Here is a 24,319-nt window from a genome sequence, read left to right as displayed (position 1 = left end):
GAGTAAGCAATTTTAGCTTTAATAATTAAAGTTAAATCGTATATTAGCTTTAATAATTATGTTATTAGTATTACTTTTCTTTAAATGAGTATCGATAAATTAAACTGGAAGATTTTAAAATGTCTGCAACAAAATGCGCGTATGTCTAATGCAGAGATAGGTAGGCAGGTTGGTATTAGTTCACCAGCGGTTAGCGAGCGTATAAAAAAAATGGAAGATGCCGAAATTATTCAAGGCTATACCACATTTGTATCACCGTTTGAGGCTGGTTATCAACTCAAAGCGCTAATTACTATTAGAGCGTTTATGGGTATGTTAAAACCATTTTTAGAAAAGGTGAAAACTTATGATGAAGTGGTCAACTGCTACAGAATCACGGGAAACGAAAATATCGTTATGGAAGTGGTCTTGAAAAACCAAAGACATCTAGAGTCGTTCATTGACCAATTGATTACCTATGGTGAGACCAAGACGCAAATTGTATTATCTCACGTAGTGAAGCACAGTGAGATAAAGCCCTTAAAATAGTTAGGGTAAAGTTTTTTCCATATGCTTTGCTATAATTTTGGCATGAATTCGAGAGTTTTCAATAAACCATTTATGCGTTTCCATTCCACCACAGATGACTCCGGCCAGATAAAGCCCCTCAACATTAGACTCCATGCTCTCATCGTTATAATTGGGAATATGGCGCTCATCTTTAGAAAATTCAATACCAGCTGCTTTTAAAAATTCAAAATTAGGTTGGTAGCCCGTAAGTGCAATCACATAATCGTTGGGTAGAGTGATTTCACCTTCAGGTGTTTCAACAATTATATGGCTTTCTTCAATTTTCTTGATTTCAGAGTTAAAATAGGCTTTTATACTGCCTTCTTTTATTCGGTTTAATATATCTGGTCTTACCCAATATTTTACGCGTTCGCCAATAGAATCACCTCGCACAATTATCGTAACGCTACCACCTTTACGGTAGATTTCTAATGCAGCATCTACAGCTGAGTTACTTGCCCCAACAACAGCGATATCTTGTAAGGTAAAGGGATGGGCTTCCTTATAATAATGAAACACTTTTGGTAAATCCTCACCAGACACATTCAACAAATTCGGAATGTCATAAAAACCTGTGGCGATAATTACTTTTTTTGCTTTGTAATGGCCTTTGCTCGTTTTGACTTCAAAATAGTTTTCAACCTTTTTAATAGCAGCTACTTCTTCATACAAATTAATATTCAATTTATTCGACGTGGTTACTCTACGGTAGTATTCCAGTGCTTCGTTTCGGGTGGGTTTTGGGTTGTTGCTAATAAAAGGAATATCGTCGATTTCTAACTTCTCCGAGGTTGAGAAAAAGGTCATGTTCAATGGGTAATTAAATAATGAATTAGTTAATGCACCTTTTTCAATTACCACATAATTCCAATCTCGTTTCTCACATTCCAGGGCACAGGCAATTCCAATAGGTCCTGCACCAATTATCAAGACATCTAAATATTTGTTTTCCATAGCATTTATAAAAATAGAATAATTTAATAGCTCTTATTCAATTTATCTTCGTTTATTAACATTCGCTTTAAAACATATAGTAATATAACTCCCAATCCACCTAATACACACATCACGTACCAAGTGTTATTATAACCTATTTTATCAATAAGTTGTAAGCCACCGTTATGACCAAACACATTGGCCAAAGAAAATGCCATTAAATACATGGCTAAATATTGGCCTTTTTTTCCTTTTTTAGAGCGGTCCATGGCAAAAGCATTTGAATATGGAAACCCTATCATTTCACCAATAGTCATAAATAAGATGCTTACAATTAGGATTGAGCTGTAAGCAGTAAGATTTAATACAAAAAAACTTAATACCGTTAAAAACAACCCGATAGCAGTCAATCCTATTTTATTGTATTTAGCGCTGTCTAACCAATGTATTAAAGGCATTTCCAATAAAAATATCATAAACCCATTAAGTCCGAGCAGTACTCCAATTTCAACTTCAGATAAAGCATGTATATTTCTGTAAAATAACGGCATGGTTGAAAAATACTGCATGAAAATAACAGCAAACAAAAACATAGCAATAAAAAATATCCAATAAGGCTTGTCTTTGTATGCAGATTCTGGTTGTTCATTTTTCTCATCATCTATGGCCTTTGCAACCCTTGGGTTTAAGACTTTAATTAGAAGGATGGTTGCTAAAATACACGTTATACCATCCACCCAAAATAATCCACTATATCCTAAATTAGCTATAATCAAACCACCAATAGCAGGGCCAGCGGAGAAACCAAGATTTATGGCTAAACGTATTAATGTTACAGACCGTGTTTTGTTTTCAGGTTTACTGTAAACACTCATAGCCACGAACATTGCAGGCCTAAATGTGTCTGCAACAACCATAACTAAAAAAATACCTAAACAAACTTGAGTGAAGGTTGTTAGGAATTGTAGTGCAATAAATAAAATGCCCGTACTTAATAAACTGCGAACCATAACTTTATAATAACCAATCTCATCAGTCAATTTTCCACCTAGCCATGTACCTATGACTGATCCCAAACCAAAACAACTCATGATCCATCCAATTTGAGGAAATGAAAATGATAAATCCTCATTGAGATAAATGGTTAGAAATGGTATAACCATAGTACCTGACCTATTTATAAAGGTTATTAAGGCAAGCCACCAAACTTCATTGGACAACCCTCTGAAGGTTTTAAAGTAATTAGTAAAAAGTGCTTTCATTTTGATTGATCATTATAAAAGTAAAAAGTCCGACGGTATCGTCGGACTTTTAAATATTGTTTAATAGTATATATGTATAGTTACAATAGATAAAGTATCCGAATGTTTTCCGAAGAATTCGTACAGATTTGCTTGGTATATCTATTGACTAGTAACATTTATTTTTTAATAACTCCATTCAAATCTACAATAAAATCTGATATGTTGTATTTTTGGGTTGTAAATAGTTACTGATGAAAAACCTCTACGTATTATTTTTAATGTTTTGTACAGTTGCTTGCGCTCAGGATAAACAATATTTAACTGGTGAAACTGAGTGGCAAAAACAAATGAATGCTGATTTTAAGGATGCTTCTAAATCTCCGCTAAAGAAGAAGGACTTGAAAACATTTGAGGGATTGGATTTTTTTAAATTTGACTCTACTTATGTGGTTGAAGCGCGATTAACTCGAACACCAGATTCCAAACCATTTAAAATGAAAACAACAACGGAGCGAAGACCTGATTATGTGCAATATGGTATAGTGACCTTTACATTAAAAGGGAAGGAATATCAACTGAACATTTATCAAAATCTTGGGCTTTTGGAAGAGGAAGGCTATGAAGATTATTTGTTTTTACCATTTTTAGACGACACTAATGGGGAGGAAAGTTATTCAGGTGGTCGTTATACTGAAGCTCGTATCCCACGAGGAGATAGTATTATTTTAGATTTTAATACGGCCTATAATCCTTACTGTGCTTATAACGAAAGGTATTCGTGTCCAATCGTCCCTAGGGAGAATTATATTCCATTAAAAATTGAGGCTGGAGTTAAGGTGTTTAAGAAGCATTAGTAGGTTTAAATGAAAAAAGAGATTTTTTTAAAGCAATTTGATTCAATTGATATTGGTGATTTTTTCTTAGCAGAAAATATTGAAGAATTGGATATAGAAATTTCTCGAAATACTCATTGGATTAGTCTAAATGAAAAACTATCAAAAAATATAAAATCTGTCGATATTATTGACAAGTTAAGATTGTTAAGACATGATTTAATTGCACGTCTAGATAAAATTAAATCAAAATCCAGTTATAATTATTATTCTTGGTTTGATGAGCAAGCTTGTCAGTTTAGATTTAGTATTATAAATTCAAAGCACAAAAATCTTCCTTTTAGCGGTGATATTAATATTATAAATAATGAATTAGAAATAATTAAATCTTTTTTAGAATCAAATTACCATGACGGAATTCCATTTAATGAGATTATTGCTGTTGAAAGCATAGATGAAAGCAAAAAAAATGAATTAGATGTGTACTTGGAAGAGTTAAGCCTTCACCAAAAATAGCCCTAAAAACACAGCCAAAAATCCAACAACAAAACTGGCAATCGTATAAAAGGCAAAACTCATAAAATCACCAGATTTTAAAAACACATGATTTTCATAGGCAAAGGTCGAAAAGGTGGTAAAGCCACCACAGAATCCAGTTGCTAATAATAAGGTTTGATTTTGTGTTAAGCTATCATTCTTGGCGGCAAATCCTAGAATAATACCAATTAATAAACTCCCCAAAATATTAGCGGCAAAAGTACCATAAGGAATTCCATCGGTGGTGCTATTGAGCCATTTTCCTAATAAAAAGCGTAAAATACTTCCAAAACCACCACCAATAAATACGAGGAAAAGTTGCTTCATTTGCTATTGTATTGGAATATAGATTTCAGTAATCCAGTCTGCAGGATTTGGATAATTACCAGGGTCAGTCGTGTAAATCTCAAAAGGGTGTTCACTGGACTGTTCTAAGTTGTTTTGTGCTAAATAGGCCATTGCTTTTTCCCAAGCCTTGTTAAGGTTGGTATAGTTGCCTTTTAATGTCGTTTTTAAAACTTTAATTTTGGGTATGTAATTTAAAGATACATCTGCATCCATTGGAAGAATTATCTTTTCCTTTACCGGAATACCATTACTCATTATAACACTGCTGCTACTAATATCATTGTAAACAGTTAGTGGCATACCAGACTGTTTTATATTGTGCTCTCCCATAAATTGCATAATCTTACCAAAACTCTCACCCATTTTGGCACTCATATTTTGGGAATTAGCATTGGTCGTTTTGTATAGGTAATATCCCCCACCATATTCTGTAATGCCATTAACGGTAATCTCAAAATGTTTCATATCAACTTGTACAAGGCTGTCCAGTTTCTCCAAGCTTCTTTCATAATGTGGTCCAATTTGTTTTTCCATACCACCCATTAGGGTCGAAAAAAGTTTAAACATAAAAGGTAAGTCTTGTCCTGCAATCTTCCAGGTTACCTCTGTAGAGCCATCTTCCTTAGTTACTAAAAGCCAAGAAACATCAGATTTTGGGTAGTCTGCAAATTGCATTTCTTGAGTAATAGAAGTATATGGATTGGCAGAAACAGTCGTCATTGTTCCCATTCCATCCTGATCTTCCCAAGAGTAGGATCCACCGACTCCTCTATGCTTTTCTGGAATGTTTAGGGTCATAGCTGGATCAGCTTCAACCCAAGAGGACCAGTGCTCCCAAGTTTCAAAATCAATTATTTTATCATAAAGTACTTCTTTAGGAGCCTCTATATTTCGAGATCTAGTCACTTCGAAGGAATTTGGTTGTACTGCGATGTAGATAGAGAATCCAATAATCAGGACAAGTAGTAGCAACAAAATATATTTAAAAGCCTTCATTAGATGTTGATTTAGTAGTTGTTCAAATATAGTAATTTGTCTTTTAAGTGTTACCTTTGTAGGAATTCAAAAAAACTAACTTATATGAAACTAAAATCAATATTAGTAATCTGCCTTTTCATGCTTTTTGCTTGGTCTTGTAAAGACGTAAGCAAAGAAGTGGTAATGGAAGAAGCTGCTCACAAAATTGCAGAAAAGTTTGACTATAATGTTGAACAATTTGCCGACATTAAGATTCTACGTTATCAAATTCCAGGATGGGATAATTTGAGTTTGAACGAACAAAAATTAGTCTATTATCTTACCGAAGCTGGACTCGCTGGACGTGATATCATGTGGGATCAAAACTACAGACATAATCTTAAAATAAGAAAGGCTTTAGAAAACGTTTATACTAACTATTCCGGAGATAAAACGACGGATGATTGGAAAGCCTTTGAAGTGTACTTAAAGCGTGTGTGGTTTAGTAATGGTATTCATCATCACTATTCTAACGACAAGTTAAAGCCTGAGTTTTCTTCAGATTATCTAAAGGGATTGTTAGAAGCCACAAACACTACATTAGCGGGTGAAGCTTTTGATGTTATTTTTAATGATAAAGATTCTAAGAAGGTAAATCAAGCTAAAGGTGTAGATAATGTGGCGTTGTCTGCAGTAAATTTTTACGGTCCCAACGTTACTAATGCTGATGTAGAACAATTCTATGCAGCTAAAACATCACCAAATCCAGATAAGCCATTATCCTATGGATTAAACTCTCAATTAGTTAAAGACGATGGTGTTTTAAAAGAGCGCGTCTACAAGTCTGGTGGTCTATATGGTTCTGCTATCGATGAAATTGTAAAATGGCTAGAAAAAGCACAGACTGTTGCGGAAAATAAGGCGCAAGGTGATGCCATTGGCTTATTGATTAAGTACTACAAAACTGGTGATTTGCAAACTTGGGATGATTATAATGTGGCTTGGACAGCTGCAACAGAAGGTAATGTAGATTACATAAATAGCTTTATTGAAGTGTATAATGATCCATTAGGTTACAGAGGATCTTACGAAACTATAGTGCAAATCAATGATTTTGATATGTCACAAAAAATGAAAGTGTTATCGGATAATGCACAATGGTTTGAGGACAATTCACCTCTAATGGACGAGCATAAAAAGAAAAATGTGGTAGGGGTGACCTATAAAGTCGTTACAGTTGCAGGTGAAGCTGGTGATGCCTCACCAAGTACTCCAATTGGTGTCAACTTACCAAACGCCAACTGGATTAGAAAGGAAGTAGGAAGTAAATCCGTATCGCTTGGTAATATTATTGATGCTTATAATAATGCAGGTAGTACAGGTCGTTTAAAAGAGTTTGTGCATGATGAAGAAGAGTTGCAACTTGAAGAAAAATATGGACAATTAGCAGACAAACTTCACACTGCATTACACGAAGTTATTGGCCATGCTTCAGGGCAATTGAATCCAGGAGTAGGCGAGACCAAAGAAACCTTGAAAAACTATGCATCGACGTTGGAAGAGGGTCGTGCAGATTTAGTAGGGTTATACTATTTGTATGACTCTAAACTTCAAGAACTAGGATTGGTTGATGATTGGAAATCTGTAGGTAAAGCAGCATACGATGGTTATATCAGAAATGGACTGATGACACAGTTGATTCGTTTAAACTTAGGTGACGACGTAGAAGAAGCGCACATGAGAAATCGCCAATGGGTATCTGCTTGGGCTTATGAACAAGGAAAGGCAGATAACGTTATTGAAAAAGTAACCAGAGATGGTAAAACCTACTTTAATATTAATGACTACGACAAGTTACACGAATTGTTTGGTCAATTGTTAAGAGAAACACAACGAATTAAATCTGAAGGGGATTATGCAGCTGTAGAAGCGTTAGTAGAAGGTTATGGTGTAAAGGTAGATCAAGATATCCACGCGGAGGTTTTAGAGCGTAATAAACAGTTTACTTCTGCGCCTTACAGCGGATTTGTAAACCCTGTATTAGTGCCTGAAATGGACGAAAATGGTGAAATAACTGCTATTAAAGTCACCCAGCCAGCAGGTTTCCCTGAGCAAATGTTAGAGTATAGTAAGAAGTACAGTCATTTGCCTGAGGTAAATTAACCTATGGAATCATTACAATAAAAAAAGCAACCATAATGGTTGCTTTTTTTATTCCATAAAATGGAAGTCTTATAATTATAGAATTGAAATTTATTTTCTATACAATGGAATTTTAAGACCAAAAAATACGTCAGCGGATTGGGTGGAGTCCGACAAAAGATTGCTCAGGATTGAACCAGACCCCACACTCAAGGGTCCAAATCGCAGCCCAGCACCAGCCGTAAAGCCACCGTATTGTCTCAGGCTCATGGGAGCAAAAACGCTTAACCATTTACTCTCATACCTTGGCATAAGTAAAACCGTATTAGAAATGGCATTGTTTAATTGCTCATCTGCAGCGACCATAGATAAGTCGGCTTGGGCACTGATGAGCCACTTTTTAGCAAGCCTGTAATCCACCAAAATATGCAGTGCAGTTGGCAATTGCATTTTTATATTTTGATTTATAGCCGTCGCATTGTAGTTGTTGTCTAAAAATTCCTTAACATCATCTTCAAAAGTTGCGGTATTGACAGTTGCCGTCATATCGTAGGTCGTAATTTCACCTTCATCGTATTTTATAGAGCCAATGTCTGTAACCGAAACACCAATTTTAAGCTTGTAAGGATCCTGATAAAATCTAATCGTATCATTTTCTCGATCAGGATGCCATTCATAAACAAAACCAATATCAAAACCAAAACCAGCTGTTAAATCGTTAAAGTCTATATCGTCGTTGTCAAAATCATTAGAAGTTCCATATACTAGTTCCCCACTCGTTGTAAGGGTTTCAGTAGAATCAACATAATTTCCCTCGAGATTAGTAGAGTTTGTAAATGCACTACCAGCACCTTGTAGGTATTTTAAAGTCACTGCGCCTGTGAGTAAATGGTTTTGTTTATTCCATAATATACGACCATAAGTAAGGCCAATTTCTGCCCAAGCATGTGCTGTTCCAGTAAAATTTTGTTGGTCAAAATCAAAATCATCATTGTCATCAAAACCATCTTCAATGGTTTCAAAAAGCGTACCGTCAATTTCGTTTAGATTTGACATCACCCTAACACGAGACGATATGCCAATACTACTTTTTTTGTTGAGGTTAAACATAAAAGAAGGCCCTAATACATCAACGTTAATATTAAAGTTGTTTGAAGAGCTAGGAAAACGTTCTAAACTGTTGTCAATATCCTCATTGGAATTAAAAAGTTCATTGAAGCCTATGCCAATGTAATCGTTATCTATGAAGACGCTACCAGATATTAAATTAATATCTGCTCTAAGATTAGATTCAACAATATTAGCAGGGTTGTAAATGATACCATGCACACCAGCATAATTATCTACAGTATGTCCAAAATAACTTTGGGCGGATATTAATGAAATAAAAAAAATAAAAATTAAGGTAATAAAAGGAGTTTTCATGATTAGTTGAGTTATAATAGCATCGCTAAAATAGTAAACTTTATTAAAAGAGGGTTTTCAGAAACCAGCGCGTAAAAATTGGACGGATTCAATTAAAAACAGGTAATTAGTATTACCTAAACAAACTAGGTTGTCTTAATGTCTATCTTAGATGGAAATGAATTTGCATAAGTAAGGCAGAGCTACATAAAAACATACCCAGCCCTAAGGATATTTCTGTCTATAAATTGTAAAAAGTGAATAACAAAAAATAAGATGAAGGACCTAAAAAGAATAGGTTACATCAAAAGAAACTTAACCGCGGCAATCAAGCCAATAAAACCAATAAATGCAATGAGAATCCATACCGTGCCTTTATAATAGGTTTTATGAATTTTTAAATCTTTACGATATTGGTAAGTTACAGCTATAACAAAAGCTATAAAAAATAATATCCCGAAAATCCATTGACCAGTTGTAAACATTAGCGTATTTTTATGCAAAAATAATTAAAATTAGAGCATTAATCATCATAGAAATGATTCTTGTTACTTAATATACGAAGAAATAACAACCTTAGTTTTTAATTTAGATTATGCAAGATAAAATCAATGCTGTTAAAGCATTTCACACCGCTTTTAAAATAGGACACAGAGAAACACCAAAGGCCAATTTAGGATTAGAAAAGAATATGTTGCGCTACAAACTCATGCGTGAGGAAAATGAAGAATATTTGGAAGCGGCTAATGATAATGATTTGGTCGAAGTAGCTGATGCGTTGGGAGATATGCTTTATATACTTTGTGGCACCATTATAGAGCATGGATTACAATATAAAATTGAAGAAGTTTTTGAGGAAATTCAACGTAGTAATATGAGCAAACTTGGGGAAGATGGAGAGCCAATTTACCGTGAAGACGGTAAAGTCCTCAAAGGACCAAATTATTTTAAACCAAATATTAAAGACATTCTAGAATCATAAAAAAAAGCAGCCTATTGGCTGCTTTTTTTATTTTACTTCGTATCTCCAACCATGTTGATCTTCGGATAAGTTATGCTGAATGTGCGTCAGTTTTTCTTTGAATAATGAGGCATATGAATTTTCTATTTGTGGAATTTCAAATACATCATCTGCATGCTCAAATGCAGAAACTGGACTAATCACGGCGGCAGTACCTGCACCAAAAATTTCTTTAAGGCTTCCGTCTTTTGCGGCCTGTTTAATTTCTTTTACACTTACAGGTCTCACTTCACATTCAATACCTAAATCCTCGGCAAGTTGTATCACACTTTTACGGGTTACACCATCTAGAATTCTGTCGCTTGTTGGTGCGGTAATCAATTTGTCGCCAACTCTAAAGAAAATATTCATGGTACCTGCTTCTTCCAGATATTCATGTGTAGAAGCATCGGTCCATATAATTTGGTCAAATCCTTTTTTCTGAGCTAAACCAGTAGGGTAGAATTGTGCAGCATAATTACCTGCTGCTTTAGCAAATCCAACACCACCGTCTGCAGAACGACTAAACTTTTCAGCAAACAATACACGCACAGGTTTATTGTAGTATGCTTTTGCCGGTGAGCAGATAATCATAAAGCGATAGCTAGCTGCAGGTGAGGCTGAAATAGCAGGCTCAGTAGCAATGACAAAAGGACGTATATATAATGAGTTACCTAATCCTGGCTTTATCCAGTCACTTTCCATTTTAAGTAAGGTTTCTAAACCTTCAAAAAAGTAATTTTCAGGAAATTCAGGTATAGCCAATCTGGCAGATGACTTATTAATTCGTTTAAAATTTTGGTCTGGTCTGAACAAAAAGATTTTACCATTCTTGTCCTTATAGGCTTTCATACCTTCAAAAACCGCTTGTCCATAATGAAAAACACGAGCAGAAGGCTCTATCGTCATAGGTTGGTAAGGCATAATTTTTGGAGTTTGCCATTTACCATCTTCAAAATCGCAAACAAACATGTGATCTGTAAAAACACGACCAAATACTAAATTGTCAAAATCAACGGAATTTATTTTTGAATGTTCTGATGTTACGATAACGATTTCGTTAGGGTTACTTTCTACCATTAAATAGGTGTTTTAATTTTGTGCAAAACTACAAAATCAATACCGTTAATAAAAGGTAATATTATCTTAAAATTCGTAATTTTGCAGTTCTATTATAAACTACACTAAACAAATCAACAATGAAAAAATTAGTTTTGATTTTAGCAATGAGCTTAGCCATAGTGTCTTGCAAAAATGAAAAGGAAGTTAAGGAAATCGATGTACAAGAGGTTAACGACGAGATAGCCTATGCGTCTTTCGGAATGGAAATAAATGATGCAGATGCCTTATCTGCTGACCGTATGATGGAGCATTACAAAGGCCTAAAAGCTGGTGATACCATCAATGCTAAAATGACGGGAAAAATCAATGAGGTCTGTTCTAAAAAAGGCTGTTGGATGACTTTAGACATGGGAAATGACAATCAAGTTATGGTCCGTTTTAAAGATTATGGTTTCTTTATGCCTTTAAATGCTGAAGGTGAAGTGGTTGTAAATGGAAAAGCGTTTGTAGAGGAAACTTCTGTAGATGAATTAAGACACTATGCAGAAGATGCAGGTAAATCTGCAGAAGAAATTGCTGCAATCACAGAACCAAAATTTGAATACAAGTTCTTAGCTGATGGAGTACTCCTTAAGCAATAAGGCTCTTGCGCTCTTAGTATTGTTGCTGTTATGTTTTAATTGCAAGAATGAAACTGAGTCAAAACCTACTGAGAAAAAGGAAAAGCCTGAGTTAATAATGCATCAGCCATCAGAGATGGCAAATCTTATGAATGGAATGTATGCTTATAATTTGCAAATAAAACAGCAGATTATGAATGGTGAAATTCCTGCATCTATGCCATTGGATTTGATGAAACTGCATTCTGCAGAAATGAGCAATAGCCATGCTAGAACACCAGTATGGAACAGTTTTGTGAATGTTTTTATTGAGTCTCAACAAGCAGTTACAGATACTTTGTCTAATGTTGAATTAAAGGAGCGTTATAATGCTACAATCAACAATTGTTTGGCTTGTCATAAAACAGAATGTACTGGGCCAATCCCAAAGATTAGAAAACTTTTAATTCAGTAATTGAAGCGAAAAATAATCACCACGTCCGATGGTTCTAAAACCATTCAGATAGAAGATTGGAATGAACAATACCATTCCATTCATGGTGCCATACAAGAAGCAAACCATGTATTTATAAAACATGGTTTGCTTTTTTATTATCAATCCTATCATCCTAATTTAATTTCAGAATCTCAACCAATTAACATTCTTGAAATAGGTTTTGGTACAGGACTTAATGCCTTTCTTACCCTTATAAAAGCTGAAGAACTTAAAACACCCATAAATTACGTCGGAGTAGAAGCCTATCCCGTGAAGACCGAAGAGATTCAACAACTGAATTATATCGAATTAATCTCCGAAAAGCACAAAGCGCAATTTGAGAAGATGCATGGTATTCCTTGGGAGGAAAAGCACCAAATTGAAACAACCTTCAACCTCGAAAAACAAGAAAAATTCTTTAAAGAGATAACTGATGAAAACAGCTTTGACATCATTTACTTTGACGCCTTTGGTGCACGTGTTCAACCCGAACTTTGGACAAAGGATATTTTTTCGATTATGTACAAATCCTTAAAAGACAAAGGTGTTTTAGTTACCTATTCGGCAAAAGGCAGTGTTCGTCGTGCTATGCAGTCCGTTGGTTTTACGGTTGAACGTCTTCCGGGTCCACCTGGTAAACGTGAAATGCTTCGTGCAAGGAAGCATTCGGTGAAGTGCAACGAGCCAAATGTTGATTTACGTAACATTCAGCGAACCTAGTGAGCTAAATGTTTTTTAAAAATGCGCTCGTAACATAAAGTGAACCTAGTGAGCCGGATGGAATTTTACGTCATTTCGAGTGATTCCTAAGCTTGAGGAATTGTATATAGAAGTTTTGTGATTTAGAAGGTTAAGGATACAAGTTTTATCTGTTGATGCATCCAAAATTAACTCGAACTGACAGTTAAAGTGCCAAACGTTAAATCCAAATTAAAGTCTCGTTGAAGGCCTTAGGCATATCGTATCTTTGTATAAAAGAAAAGTAATGACAGTTTTAATAACAGGCGCAACAGGATTAATAGGGCAGGAGATTGTAAAACAATGTCACGCACAGGATATAAATGTGCACTACTTAACCACTTCAAAATCTAAATTAAGTACCGAAGCTAATTACAAAGGCTTCTACTGGAATCCAAACAACAACGAAATAGACCACAACTGCTTTAAGGATGTTTCTGCAATCATCAATTTGGTGGGTGCCAGTATCTCAAAACGTTGGACCAAAAGCTACAAAAAGGAAATTCTAGAAAGCCGTACTAAAACAGCACAGCTTCTACAAGAGACTCTAAAAGCACATAATTACCAAATAGAGCATGTCGTGTCTGCAAGTGCGATTGGTATTTATCCCTCAAGTTTAACCAACTATTATGAAGAAGATACTAATGAAATTTCCGACTCTTTTTTAGGTAAAGTGGTATTGGAATGGGAGGCTGCGGTAGATGGTTTCAAAAACTTGGGTTGTAAAGTATCCAAGGTGCGTATCGGTTTAGTGCTAGCCAAAGATGGTGGTGCTTTACCCGAAATTGTAAAACCTATTAAGTTTGGTGCAGGAGCCGCATTTGGTGATGGTAAACAATGGCAAAGCTGGATACACATCCAAGATCTAGCTGCGATCTTTATGCACGTGTTACAGTATCAATTAGAAGGGATTTATAACGGTGTGGCACCAAATGCAGTAACCAATAATGAACTTACTAAAATGGCAGCAAGTGTCTTGCAACGGCCTTTAATTTTACCTAATATCCCAAAATTTATGATGAAATTGGTACTTGGTGAAATGTATATCCTCTTATTTGAAAGCCAACGTGTTAGTTCGCAAAAAATTGAAAACAAGGGATTTGAGTTTACTTATGCTAATCTAAGACCTGCTTTGGAGGGTTTGTTGATTGAAGCAAAAAAATTGACTATATCAAAAGACAAGTAACTCTTTTATTCATTGCACTATTTTAGATAGACATTAGTTACCAATTGTGATACGGTTGGATGTTCATTGCCACCAGCTGGTTCAATGGTAATATTTAGGGATTCGGCATAGTCTATATAGTTCATAGCCATCAAGTTTTGGTCCTTGGCAATGACTCCCATATTGATCATTTCGCCTTCAACGTCTGCCCACATTTGGTAGTCGTGTTCTTTATCTAATTTTGGTAAGCGCTCTGTATTTATTAAAACGGTTTTATTACTGTGGTTAACATAGCTTACCACTTTACCATTTGGCATTAACGTATTGCCTTTTAATATATATTGTTCAGTATCTGGATGCCTAAGTATAGCAAACAGTGCGTTTTCATTTTCTATCTGTTTTCTAATGGTATTGAGTTTATCATTCAACTCGGTCTTTTCGATTTCAACAGCTTCCAATTGTTGTTTTAGATCGTTCAACTGGTTGTACATCCAAAAACTGCCAATCATTAAAAATACAGCTATGCTTGCGGCAATACCCATATAAAATTTGAGGTTGCCATTGTTTGTATTGTTGTTTGATTCCTTAGCTTCTCTAATGTCTTGTATTAGTTGGTGTTTGATGCTTTTTGGTGGAGTGATGGCATTTTCTAAACCCAAGATTTCAAAGTCTTTTTCTAAAGCATCAAACTGCGCTTTTAGGTCTGTATCAGAAGCTAGGGCTTGCTCAATCATTTCGCAATCTTTTGCATTGAGTTCTCCAAGCAGATATTGCTCTAACAATCCGTTTTCTAATATGTTTTTCTTATTCATCATCACAGCGCATTTAGTATTAGTAAAAGTACACTCAAGGTTTTAACATAGGCTTGTCGCAGCTGTTTTAACGCTTGTCGTACATAAGATTTAAACGTGCCAAGAGGCACATCCATTTGCTGGTGTGCTTCCTTATGTGTTAATCCTTTAAAGTAAACTAATTCTATAGCCTCTTTATGGTGTGCTTCTAACGAAGTAATGGCACCATTAAGTTCTAAATACTTAGCATCTATACTAATAGCTTCTTCTTTACTGTCATATACACTAAAATCATCGGTTTGGATGAGCGGTTCAACTTTTCTTAGAAAATTTAACGTTTTGTTTCTGGCAATTCTAAAAACCCAAGTATAGAAACGGCCTTTGTTCGCATCGTAGCTTTCTGCCTTATTCCAAACGGTCATAAAAGTATCTTGGAGTAAATTTTGGGCTTTGCCTTCATCACGTACCATTTTTACAATCACGCTGTAAATAGCACCAGCATATTTATCGTAAAGTAACGACAACGCACGCTCATCCTTGTCTTTTAGTTGTTGAATAAGAAAGTTGTCGTTTTGCATTACTGTTAAAGATTTCCCAAAAATAAAGGCTTGCTCATCCAATAGTATCAAGCCTGTGTAAATATAAATGAAAGCACTCCAAAAACGAAAAGAAGTGCACTAGTTTAACCAAAAATTTAAAAAAATCATGAAAAAGTTAGTATTAGTATTTACCACAATTGTGGCATTAGTATTCTCACAAAAGACTGTGGCGCAGGAAACCATCGTAGATGCAGCAGTGAGTAATGAAAATTTTTCAACTTTAGTTACGGCTTTAAATGCGGCGGATTTAGTTGAAGCTTTACAGGGAGATGGACCTTTTACCGTATTTGCACCAACCAATGATGCTTTTGCAAAAATTGACAAAGAAACATTAGGCAATCTACTAAAGCCAGAAAACAAAGAAACCTTAACCAAGATTTTAACCTACCACGTTGTACCAGGAAAATTGATGGCTAATGATGTTGTGGCAGCGTTAAAGAAAGGCAAAGGCAAAGTAGAAGTAAAAACATTAGCGGGAGAAATCTTAACTGTAATGCAAAAAGATGGAAAAATCTGGTTGAAAGATCAGAATGGGAACTATAGTGAGATTACTGCAACAGATGTAAAAGGTAGCAATGGTGTAATACACGTCATTGATACTGTAGTAATGCCGTAATTCGGTTTTAGTGTTAATAGTTAACGCATTACTACACCGTTATTAATCAGTGTTTTGATTGATGGTGTTTTGATTAATAGCGAAGCAGCAATTTTAGCAATAAAATTGCTATGAAGAAGAAAAGCACTTACGTAAACGTAAGTGCTTTTTGTTTTAATTGATTTTGTCATCTCAAGTTCTTGACAGACTGAGTACAGTCCAAATCAAAAAACTATTGAGAATTGACGTTTAAATGTTATGCCTTATTCGCCACAAGATTAATGGTTAACTCTATCTCATCATTGATAAAGCTATCGCCTAAATCATCAAAGAAGGATTTAGAACCATATTTTACGTTCCATTTAGAACGGTCAATAGTAAAGGTCTCACTCCTTAAAGTCATGGTATCACCATCAACAGACGTTTTTACAGGGAAACTTATGTTATTGGTTTCATCTTTCATAGTTAAGTTTCCAGAGAGCATGGTTTTACCATCTTTAGTCTCTAAACCAGTAACCTCGAATGTTGCTGTAGGATGACTTTGGACATCAAAGAAATCAGGACCAGATAAATGACCTTGTAATTTGGCATTGTCTTCATCATCTACAGGGATGTCAGTAACCACAATAGTACCCATATCAATAGTAAAGTTTCCACTTTCTATCATACCATTATTAACAGCAACCGTTCCTTCCTTTACGTTAATGGTTCCTGTGTGGGATCCTGTTGGTTTAAATCCTTTCCACATAATAGAAGAGTTGTCTGCATCAGCTTTAAACGTTACGGCAGTTTCCTCAGCGACAGCAGCAGCTTCGGCGTCTTTTGTTTCAGCTTCTTTGGCTTTGTCATTACAACTAGTAAATGCGACAAAGGCAGCTAAAGCGGTAATCTTTAAAAATGTTGTTTTCATGTCAGTGTTTTTTTTGAATTAGAAATTAAAAACACAAAGTTAAGGATATGGAATACGCTAGTGTTATAAAAAAATGTTAATGACATTTTGACATTTTAATAATAATGGCAGTACTTTTGCAACCCTAAATCGTAGATTTAAAATTCAGAAAGAAATAAAATAAACTCAAAATGAGTAAAAAAGATAAAAATAAAAAGGCTGAAGAACCTCAAGTAGAGGATACAGCGACTGCAACGGCAGAACAAGAGCAACCTAAGAATGAAAATTCTGTTGAAGAGCAATTACAAGATCAATTGGCAGCTGAGAAAGATAAATTTATGCGTTTGTTTGCTGAGTTTGAAAATTATAAGAAGCGCACCAATAAAGAGCGTATAGAATTATTTAAAACTGCTAGCGAAAGTGTAATGTTGGCCATGCTGCCGGTTCTGGACGATTTTGAACGTGCCTTACTACACATCGAAGAGGATAAAGAAGCCGAAGAATTGCGCAAAGGAGTGCTATTGATTTATAATAAATTACTAAACACTTTAGAACAAAAGGGCTTATCTAAGATAGACGTTAAAAAAGGAGACGTTTTTAATGCCGACGATCATGAAGCCGTTACCCAAATACCTGCACCTAGTGAGGATTTAAAAGGAAAAATCATCGATGTCGTAGAGCGAGGATATAAACTTGGGGATAAGGTAATTCGTTTTCCAAAAGTGGTTATAGGCCAATCATAAAAAAACAATAAACTTCGATTTAGTTTGTTGGTTAGAGTATTTATATGGGCTAGCCATCCGTATCGAGAACAATGAAAAGATAGCCACGGTAGTGGACAATGCATATGAAAGAAGATTATTACGATATATTAGGAGTAAGCAAAGGTGCCTCTGATTCAGAGATAAAAAAAGCCTACCGCAAGATGGCTCTAAAGTATCACCCGGACAAAAATCCTAATGATAAGGAAGCCGAGGAAAAGTTTAAGAAAGCTGCTGAAGCTTATGAAGTTTTAAGTAATGCAGATAAAAGAGCGCGTTACGACCAATTTGGTCACCAAGCTTTTGAGGGTAATGGTGGCTTTGGCGGAGGCGGCATGAACATGGACGACATCTTCAGTCAGTTTGGGGATATTTTTGGTGGAGCCTTTGGAGGCGGTGGTTTTAGCGGCTTCGGTGGAGGCGGTAGACAACGTGTGGTAAAAGGGAGTAATCTCAGAATACGTGTAAAATTATCTTTAGAAGAAGTCGCCAATGGTATCGAAAAGAAGATAAAGGTAAAACGTAAAGTTCAGGCACCAGGGACCACTTACAAAACATGTAGTACTTGTAATGGGTCAGGTCAGGTAACAAGAATTACCAATACCATATTAGGTCGCATGCAAACGGCAACGACGTGCCAATCCTGTGGAGGAGCTGGTCAAACCATTGATAAAAAACCTTCTGATGCCGATGCTCACGGTTTAAAAGTATCAGAAGAAACGGTTTCTGTAAAAATACCTGCTGGTGTGGTAGATGGTATGCAACTTAAAGTTACCGGAAAAGGTAATGATGCGCCTGGTAATGGCATAGCAGGAGACCTTTTAGTAGTCATCACCGAAGAAGAACACCCTACTTTAAAGCGCGAAGGAGACAATTTACATTATGATATGTATGTAAGTGTTCCAGATGCTATTCTAGGAACTTCTAAAGAAATAGATACTGTTACTGGCAAGGTAAGAATTAAGATTGATGCTGGTGTACAGTCAGGAAAAATTTTAAGACTCAGAGGTAAAGGTATTCCAAGTATAAATGGATATGGTAAAGGAGATTTGCTAGTCCATGTAAATGTTTGGACACCAAAGACTTTGAGTAAAAAACAAAAAGATTTTTTCGAAAATATGAGGGATGATGAGCATTTTGAGCCTAAACCAGAAAGTACCGATAAGTCTTTTTTTGAAAAGGTGAAAGATATGTTTTCGTAAAAACCTTGATGTTAAATAAAAAATACTATCTTTGAATTATCGCTAATGCTAATTGGCGGTAATTTTTCTTTTTCATAGCAATTTTTTCCCATCCTTATTTAACTATAAGGGTGGGTTTTGTTTTTTATGTGCTTAAGCAATTTGTATAGCCTCCCATTTTTATTAGCTGATTGATCAAAAAAATTAGAATAAGTAATCTTGTGTTACTAAAAACGCTATACATTTAATATATTTACAAACTAACCGTTATTTACGATCTAATCGTTTACGTTTAAAAAATCACTACTCATATGAACGATCTGTTAGTCGCCGACTCCGTATCTAAAAGTTTCGGAAATTTTAAGGCACTAAATGAAGTCTCAATAGCTGTTCCTAAAGGCAGTATTTTTGGATTACTTGGGCCGAATGGTGCTGGTAAAACAACATTAATAAGGATTATAAACCAAATTACCATGCCAGATGAAGGGAGTGTGAAATTGGATGGTCAACCATTAAAACCCGAACATATAAAGGATATTGGTTATTTGCCTGAGGAACGTGGTTTGTATAAGTCTATGAAAGTTGGTGAGCAAGCCTTGTATTTGGCACAATTAAAAGGCATGTCAAAGTCTGAAGCCAAAAGCAGATTAAAATATTGGTTCGATAAATTAGAGATAGGAGATTGGTGGAATAAAAAAATTCAGGAACTTAGTAAAGGCCAGGCCCAAAAAATACAATTTGTTGTTACCGTATTGCACAAGCCTAAACTTTTAATTTTTGATGAGCCTTTTTCGGGATTTGATCCTATAAATGCCAACCTAATAAAAGACGAAATCCTGAAGCTTAGAGACGAAGGAGCAACCGTTATTTTTTCAACACATCGTATGGAATCTGTCGAGGAACTGTGTGATCATATAGCATTACTTCATAAGTCCAATAAAATTTTAGATGGTAAGCTAAACGACATCAAACGCCAATTTAAAACCAACACTTTTGAAGTAGGTTTGCAATCTAACAACAGTGAGGCCGTTTTAACTGAGATAAAAAATAGATTTGAAGTTTTGCCAGCAACCTTCAAAAATTTGAATGATGATATAAAGCTCAATGTAAAAATAGATGAGACCACGTCATCAAATGATTTATTGTCGTTTTTGGCATCTAAAGCAGAGGTACACCATTTTGTAGAAGTGATACCAACAGCCAATGATATCTTTATTCAAACTGTAAAAAATAACTAAGAATGAATCATCTTCCACTCATTATAAAGCGTGAATACCTGACTAAGGTTAAGAATAAGTCTTTTATCATCATGACCTTTTTAAGTCCTCTTATAATGATTGCCCTCATTGCAGTTGTGGCATATCTTTCGCAATTAAACAATGACAAAAAGCGCACTATTTCAGTATTAGATGAGACAGGGTATTTAAAAGATGTATTTCAGAATACAGAGAATACAACTTATAATGTTCTTAATGATTTTAGCTTGGAGGATGCTAAGAAGTTAGTAAAGGAAACCGATAATTACGGTTTACTTCATGTGGCTAAAGTAGATTCCTTAGATGAGATTTCGGAAAACATTAAATTCTATTCTGAGGAGACTCCTTCGTTAACATTAATTTCTAGCATCGAAAGGAAAATAGAAAAAAATTTGCGTGAGATGAAACTTCAAAAAGATGGAGTATCCCTTGCGCAGATTGAAGCTTCAAAGACAAGTGTTGATATTACACAAGAAAGTTTTGAGGGTGAAAAAACCTCTAAAATTGACAATGTGATTAAACTGGCCTTTGGTGGTATTGCAGGCTACCTGTTGTTTATGTTCATTATCATCTATGGCAATATGATAATGCGTAGTGTTATAGAAGAAAAAACAAGTAGGATTATAGAGGTGATTATTTCTTCCGTAAAACCAATTCAATTAATGATGGGTAAAATTATAGGCACATCTTTGGCTGGTGTAACCCAATTTACGATTTGGGTGATTTTAGGTGGTGTCTTAATGGTAGTCGTTTCTGCTATTTTTGGTATTGACCTCAGCCAAACTTCTGTACCACAACAAGAATTGATGAATGAGGCTATGCAAAGTGAGGGCGCTCAGATGATGGCTGAAAATATCTTAACAGGCATCAGTCATTTACCAATTCTAAACCTGGTTATAGCTTTTATGTTCTTCTTTATTGGAGGTTATTTGTTATATAGTTCCTTATATGCAGCCATTGGTGCAGCTGTAGATAACGAAACGGATACACAACAGTTTATGTTGCCTATTTTAATGCCTTTAATTTTGGCTGTTTATGTTGGTGTGTTTACAGTAATTGAGGATCCTCATGGCACGGTCTCAACAGTATTTTCATTTATTCCATTAACTTCACCAGTAGTCATGCTCATGCGTATTCCATTTGGTGTACCTTTATGGCAACAAGGATTGTCGCTGTTGCTTCTTATAGGTACATTTATTTTTGCAGTATGGTTTGCTGCTAAAATTTATCGTGTAGGTATCTTAATGTATGGTAAAAAACCAACCTATAAAGAACTTTTTAAATGGTTGAAATATTAATTGTATGATTCAAGACCTGAAAGATATAGAAGAAAAAATTACAGATAATTCAGTTTTAGAACGTGTAAAGGAGTTTCTAAGCCTTCATGTAGATTTCACCAAGGAAATAAGCATCTCAATTTTAGACATGCTAATTGTGGTTACCGTGATTGTACTCACTAAGGTAGTCTTAAGGGTTTTACTAAAAATTATTACAAGAAATTTACCCGAAACCGATAAGGGAAAGTTCAATGTTGTTTACGGTTATTTTAGATGGTTAATCTACATTATTATATTACTTATTACCTTGCATTCGGTCGGAGTTAATGTTACTGCTGTTTTTGCCGCTTCAGCAGCATTGCTTATTGGTATAGGTCTTGCTTTACAGACCTTGTTTCAGGATATTTTTTCAGGGGTTTTTATCCTTTTGGACCAATCCGTACATGTTGGGGATATTATTGAAATAGATGGAAAGGTTGGTAGGGTTGAAGAAATTAAATTAAGAACGACTAGAGCTGTAACCATAGATAATAAGGTGTTGGTGATTCCTAATCATTTGTATTTAACCAATTCGCTTTATAATTGGACTCAAAACGGCTCTGAAACACGTGAAAGTGTTGAAGTCGGGGTAGCTTATGGTAGTGATATACAATTGGTAAAAAAATTATTGCTACAGGCAGCGCGTACGCATCCAGATGTTATTGCAGAACCAGAGCCTGTAGTTTTATTTATGGACTTTGGGGATAGTTCCCTAAACTTTAAGCTTGTATTTACACTTAACGATAGTTTTAAAGCAACCTTTCCTAAAAGTGATATCCGTTTTGAGATTGATAAGCTATTTAGAGAGCATAAGGTTACTATTCCTTTCCCTCAGCGCGACATCCATATTATCGAAAAATAGAGCAAATGAGTTTACACTTATTAAAATGTTATGCGATTTTAGCTCTATTGGCTATAGGTTGCGTACATACCGTAAGCGCACAACTTACAGATTTAGCTCGCCTTGAGTATTCTTTTATACCCAGCACAAGGTCAGAGGATCAATATACCAGGTTACGGGCTTTAATTAACTATCCGATACAAGTCGACGATAAAGACTATTTTATAATAGGAGGTGAGTACAATAGAATTATCCTTAATCTCGAAGATAACTATCCATTCAATGTTGGATTGTTGGAACAGATACACATTATAGACCTTAATTTGGCTTACACATTTAAGTCTGATTCCAAGTGGAGATTTGGTTTTAAAATCAACCCACGCATCGCCTCAACGTTAACAAAAACATTGACTTTTGACGATGTCTTTTTAAATGGTGGTGCTTATATGGTCAAAGACCGCACGGATTCGGATATAAAAAGACCATATCGGTTAATCTTAGGTTTGACTTATAATACCACGGCAGGGGTGCCATTTCCATTACCTTTTATAAGTTATTACAGAAGGATAAATGAGAAATGGTCATTTAATGCTGGTGTACCCAAGTCAAATGTTAAGCACTTTTTTAATTATAAAAACATGCTACAGGTCTTTGCAGGTTTAGATGGCTATTTTGCCCATGTTCAAGAGCCTACAATAGTTAATGGTCGAAGCATTGACAATATTTCACTTTCCGTTGCAGTTGGTGGAATTGGGTATGAATATTGTTTTACTAAAAATCTGGTAGCTTATTCTTATATTGGGTACACATTTAGACTGAACAACGTATTGCGTAATGATGCTAGAGACGAAGTCTTTCGGTTAAATAATCTAAACGCATTTTATCTGAGAACGGGAATTAAATTTAAAATATAAATATGTCAAAAATATTAATAATTGAAGATGAAGCGGCAATCCGCAGAGTGTTAGTAAAAATTCTGTCCGAAGAAAACGACAATTACAAAGTAGAAGAAGCTGAGGATGGTTTGGTTGGTATTGAAAAAATTAAGAAGGGTGATTTTGATTTAGTACTTTGTGATATTAAGATGCCAAAAATGGATGGGGTAGAAGTACTGGAAGCGGTTAAAAAGCTAAAACCAGAGATTCCTATGGTTATGATTTCTGGTCATGGGGATTTGGATACAGCGGTTAATACAATGCGATTAGGTGCATTTGACTATATTTCAAAACCGCCAGATCTCAACCGATTATTAAATACGGTACGAATTGCTTTAGATCGAAAGGAACTCGTAGTGGAGAATAAAATGCTTAAGAAAAAAGTAAGTAAGAACTACGAGATGATTGGAGAAAGCGATGCTATTGCTCGAATTAAAAGTATGATCGATAAAGTCGCGCCAACGGATGCTAGAGTTTTAATTACCGGACCCAATGGTACAGGTAAGGAATTAGTCGCCCATTGGTTGCACCAAAAAAGCGAGCGTTCAAAAGGCCCTATGATAGAAGTAAATTGCGCTGCAATCCCAAGTGAGTTGATAGAAAGTGAACTTTTTGGTCATGTCAAAGGTGCATTTACATCGGCCAATAAAGATAGGGCAGGTAAATTCGAAGCAGCTAATGGAGGCACTATTTTCTTAGATGAGATTGGAGATATGAGTCTATCTGCACAAGCAAAAGTGCTGAGGGCATTACAGGAAAGCCGTATACAGCGTGTAGGTAGTGATAAGGATATTAAGGTCAATGTTAGGGTGGTTGCTGCAACCAATAAAGATCTAAAAAAGGAGATAGAAGAAGGTAATTTTAGAGAGGATCTGTATCACAGATTAGCTGTTATTTTAATAGAAGTACCAGCACTAAACGATAGGAGAGAAGATATTCCACTTTTAGTAGATTATTTTGCTGATAAAATTTCACAAGAACAAGGAAATACAAAAAAATCCTTTTCTGATAAAGCTATAAAGCTTCTTCAAAATTATGATTGGACAGGAAATATTAGAGAGTTGCGAAATGTCATTGAACGGTTGATAATTTTAGGAGGGAAAGAAGTAAGTGAATCCGATGTAAAAGCATTTGCTTCAAAATAA

The 24,319-nt window shown here is 35.3% G+C and carries 26 protein-coding genes; 17 read left to right on the top strand and 9 right to left on the bottom strand.

What is annotated here, in order from left to right; all coding sequences use genetic code 11:
* Window positions 1-84 precede the first annotated feature (84 nt).
* Entirely contained in the window at window positions 85-528 is a 444-nt protein-coding gene (locus ACFQ1K_RS05290) for an Lrp/AsnC family transcriptional regulator (protein WP_320556724.1), read from the top strand.
* Here the strand turns inward: ACFQ1K_RS05290 and ACFQ1K_RS05285 are convergent, their stop codons facing one another.
* Together ACFQ1K_RS05285 and ACFQ1K_RS05280 are read right to left on the bottom strand one after the other, a co-directional pair.
* On the bottom strand, window positions 529-1,503 hold the full coding sequence (locus ACFQ1K_RS05285) for a YpdA family putative bacillithiol disulfide reductase (protein WP_320556725.1): 975 nt from the start codon (window positions 1,501-1,503) through the stop codon (window positions 529-531).
* A gap of 23 nt (window positions 1,504-1,526) precedes the next feature.
* Window positions 1,527-2,747 (bottom strand): MDR family MFS transporter, encoded by a 1,221-nt coding sequence (locus ACFQ1K_RS05280; protein WP_320556726.1) that lies wholly within the window; start codon window positions 2,745-2,747, stop codon window positions 1,527-1,529.
* A 233-nt stretch (window positions 2,748-2,980) separates the two neighbouring features.
* On the opposite strand from ACFQ1K_RS05280, the gene ACFQ1K_RS05275 reads away from it, so the two are divergent.
* On the top strand, window positions 2,981-3,583 hold the full coding sequence (locus tag ACFQ1K_RS05275; protein ID WP_320556727.1) for a DUF1684 domain-containing protein: 603 nt from the start codon (window positions 2,981-2,983) through the stop codon (window positions 3,581-3,583).
* A gap of 9 nt (window positions 3,584-3,592) precedes the next feature.
* Window positions 3,593-4,078, top strand: a complete 486-nt coding sequence (locus ACFQ1K_RS05270) for a hypothetical protein (protein WP_320556728.1) — start codon at window positions 3,593-3,595, stop codon at window positions 4,076-4,078.
* Here the strand turns inward: ACFQ1K_RS05270 and crcB are convergent.
* Window positions 4,058-4,426 (bottom strand): fluoride efflux transporter CrcB, encoded by a 369-nt coding sequence (gene crcB, locus ACFQ1K_RS05265; protein ID WP_320556729.1) that lies wholly within the window; start codon window positions 4,424-4,426, stop codon window positions 4,058-4,060. The two genes, ACFQ1K_RS05270 and crcB, sit on opposite strands and share 21 nt — an antisense overlap.
* A 3-nt stretch (window positions 4,427-4,429) precedes the next feature.
* The gene (locus tag ACFQ1K_RS05260) at window positions 4,430-5,443 is read right to left on the bottom strand and encodes an SRPBCC family protein (protein ID WP_320556730.1); all 1,014 of its coding nucleotides are present in this window, start codon (window positions 5,441-5,443) and stop codon (window positions 4,430-4,432) included.
* 84 nt (window positions 5,444-5,527) lie between these two features.
* On the opposite strand from ACFQ1K_RS05260, the gene ACFQ1K_RS05255 reads away from it, so the two are divergent.
* A complete protein-coding gene (locus tag ACFQ1K_RS05255) occupies window positions 5,528-7,567 on the top strand; it encodes a dipeptidyl-peptidase 3 family protein (RefSeq protein ID WP_320556731.1) in 2,040 nt (679 codons plus the stop codon).
* A gap of 90 nt (window positions 7,568-7,657) precedes the next feature.
* On the opposite strand, the gene ACFQ1K_RS05250 is transcribed toward ACFQ1K_RS05255, so the two are convergent.
* Window positions 7,658-8,971 (bottom strand): DUF5723 family protein, encoded by a 1,314-nt coding sequence (locus ACFQ1K_RS05250; RefSeq protein WP_320556732.1) that lies wholly within the window; start codon window positions 8,969-8,971, stop codon window positions 7,658-7,660.
* A 574-nt stretch (window positions 8,972-9,545) separates the two neighbouring features.
* On the opposite strand from ACFQ1K_RS05250, the gene ACFQ1K_RS05245 reads away from it, so the two are divergent.
* The gene (locus ACFQ1K_RS05245; protein ID WP_320556733.1) at window positions 9,546-9,932 is read left to right on the top strand and encodes a nucleoside triphosphate pyrophosphohydrolase family protein; all 387 of its coding nucleotides are present in this window, start codon (window positions 9,546-9,548) and stop codon (window positions 9,930-9,932) included.
* A gap of 27 nt (window positions 9,933-9,959) precedes the next feature.
* Here the strand turns inward: ACFQ1K_RS05245 and ACFQ1K_RS05240 are convergent, their stop codons facing one another.
* Entirely contained in the window at window positions 9,960-11,030 is a 1,071-nt protein-coding gene (locus ACFQ1K_RS05240) for a branched-chain amino acid aminotransferase (RefSeq protein ID WP_320556734.1), read from the bottom strand.
* A 119-nt stretch (window positions 11,031-11,149) separates the two neighbouring features.
* Between ACFQ1K_RS05240 and ACFQ1K_RS05235 the strand changes: the two genes are divergently transcribed.
* The 4 genes from ACFQ1K_RS05235 (at window position 11,150) to ACFQ1K_RS05220 (ending at window position 14,031) form a co-directional block, all read left to right on the top strand.
* Complete coding sequence (locus ACFQ1K_RS05235; RefSeq protein ID WP_320556735.1) at window positions 11,150-11,653, top strand: DUF4920 domain-containing protein; 504 nt, start codon at window positions 11,150-11,152, stop codon at window positions 11,651-11,653.
* Between the two features lie 97 nt (window positions 11,654-11,750).
* Window positions 11,751-12,086: a hypothetical protein gene (locus tag ACFQ1K_RS05230; RefSeq protein ID WP_320556736.1), complete on the top strand. Its 336-nt coding sequence runs from the start codon at window positions 11,751-11,753 to the stop codon at window positions 12,084-12,086.
* On the top strand, window positions 12,087-12,827 hold the full coding sequence (gene mnmD / locus ACFQ1K_RS05225; protein ID WP_320556737.1) for a tRNA (5-methylaminomethyl-2-thiouridine)(34)-methyltransferase MnmD: 741 nt from the start codon (window positions 12,087-12,089) through the stop codon (window positions 12,825-12,827).
* 265 nt (window positions 12,828-13,092) lie between these two features.
* Window positions 13,093-14,031: a TIGR01777 family oxidoreductase gene (locus tag ACFQ1K_RS05220; RefSeq protein ID WP_320556738.1), complete on the top strand. Its 939-nt coding sequence runs from the start codon at window positions 13,093-13,095 to the stop codon at window positions 14,029-14,031.
* A gap of 17 nt (window positions 14,032-14,048) precedes the next feature.
* Here ACFQ1K_RS05220 and ACFQ1K_RS05215 read toward each other — a convergent pair whose 3' ends face one another.
* Both ACFQ1K_RS05215 and ACFQ1K_RS05210 read right to left on the bottom strand, forming a co-directional pair.
* The gene (locus tag ACFQ1K_RS05215; RefSeq protein ID WP_320556739.1) at window positions 14,049-14,825 is read right to left on the bottom strand and encodes an anti-sigma factor; all 777 of its coding nucleotides are present in this window, start codon (window positions 14,823-14,825) and stop codon (window positions 14,049-14,051) included.
* Window positions 14,825-15,379: an RNA polymerase sigma factor gene (locus tag ACFQ1K_RS05210; RefSeq protein ID WP_320556740.1), complete on the bottom strand. Its 555-nt coding sequence runs from the start codon at window positions 15,377-15,379 to the stop codon at window positions 14,825-14,827. The genes ACFQ1K_RS05215 and ACFQ1K_RS05210 overlap by 1 nt, the downstream gene beginning before the upstream one ends.
* Window positions 15,380-15,506: 127 nt before the next feature.
* Here ACFQ1K_RS05210 and ACFQ1K_RS05205 point away from each other — a divergent pair, with 127 nt between their 5' ends.
* Window positions 15,507-16,016: a fasciclin domain-containing protein gene (locus tag ACFQ1K_RS05205; protein ID WP_320556741.1), complete on the top strand. Its 510-nt coding sequence runs from the start codon at window positions 15,507-15,509 to the stop codon at window positions 16,014-16,016.
* A gap of 235 nt (window positions 16,017-16,251) precedes the next feature.
* Here ACFQ1K_RS05205 and ACFQ1K_RS05200 read toward each other — a convergent pair whose 3' ends face one another.
* Entirely contained in the window at window positions 16,252-16,905 is a 654-nt protein-coding gene (locus tag ACFQ1K_RS05200) for a YceI family protein (RefSeq protein ID WP_320556742.1), read from the bottom strand.
* Between the two features lie 170 nt (window positions 16,906-17,075).
* Here ACFQ1K_RS05200 and ACFQ1K_RS05195 point away from each other — a divergent pair, with 170 nt between their 5' ends.
* From ACFQ1K_RS05195 to ACFQ1K_RS05165, 7 genes are all read left to right on the top strand, one after another.
* On the top strand, window positions 17,076-17,627 hold the full coding sequence (locus ACFQ1K_RS05195; RefSeq protein WP_320556743.1) for a nucleotide exchange factor GrpE: 552 nt from the start codon (window positions 17,076-17,078) through the stop codon (window positions 17,625-17,627).
* 104 nt (window positions 17,628-17,731) lie between these two features.
* Entirely contained in the window at window positions 17,732-18,847 is a 1,116-nt protein-coding gene (gene dnaJ / locus ACFQ1K_RS05190; protein WP_320556744.1) for a molecular chaperone DnaJ, read from the top strand.
* Window positions 18,848-19,137: 290 nt separating this feature from the next.
* The gene (locus ACFQ1K_RS05185) at window positions 19,138-20,064 is read left to right on the top strand and encodes an ABC transporter ATP-binding protein (RefSeq protein ID WP_320556745.1); all 927 of its coding nucleotides are present in this window, start codon (window positions 19,138-19,140) and stop codon (window positions 20,062-20,064) included.
* A 2-nt stretch (window positions 20,065-20,066) separates the two neighbouring features.
* The gene (locus tag ACFQ1K_RS05180) at window positions 20,067-21,380 is read left to right on the top strand and encodes an ABC transporter permease (protein ID WP_320556746.1); all 1,314 of its coding nucleotides are present in this window, start codon (window positions 20,067-20,069) and stop codon (window positions 21,378-21,380) included.
* Window positions 21,381-21,384: 4 nt separating this feature from the next.
* On the top strand, window positions 21,385-22,260 hold the full coding sequence (locus ACFQ1K_RS05175; protein ID WP_320556747.1) for a mechanosensitive ion channel family protein: 876 nt from the start codon (window positions 21,385-21,387) through the stop codon (window positions 22,258-22,260).
* 5 nt (window positions 22,261-22,265) lie between these two features.
* Window positions 22,266-23,153 carry a DUF6268 family outer membrane beta-barrel protein gene (locus ACFQ1K_RS05170; protein WP_320556748.1) on the top strand — a complete coding sequence of 296 codons (888 nt, stop codon included), beginning with the start codon at window positions 22,266-22,268 and terminating at the stop codon, window positions 23,151-23,153.
* A gap of 2 nt (window positions 23,154-23,155) precedes the next feature.
* Window positions 23,156-24,319 carry a sigma-54-dependent transcriptional regulator gene (locus tag ACFQ1K_RS05165; RefSeq protein WP_320556749.1) on the top strand — a complete coding sequence of 388 codons (1,164 nt, stop codon included), beginning with the start codon at window positions 23,156-23,158 and terminating at the stop codon, window positions 24,317-24,319.

Source organism: Winogradskyella aquimaris, from assembly GCF_042676105.1.
GTDB lineage: Bacteria > Bacteroidota > Bacteroidia > Flavobacteriales > Flavobacteriaceae > Winogradskyella > Winogradskyella aquimaris.
This window is presented reverse-complemented; position numbering and strand designations above follow the sequence as displayed.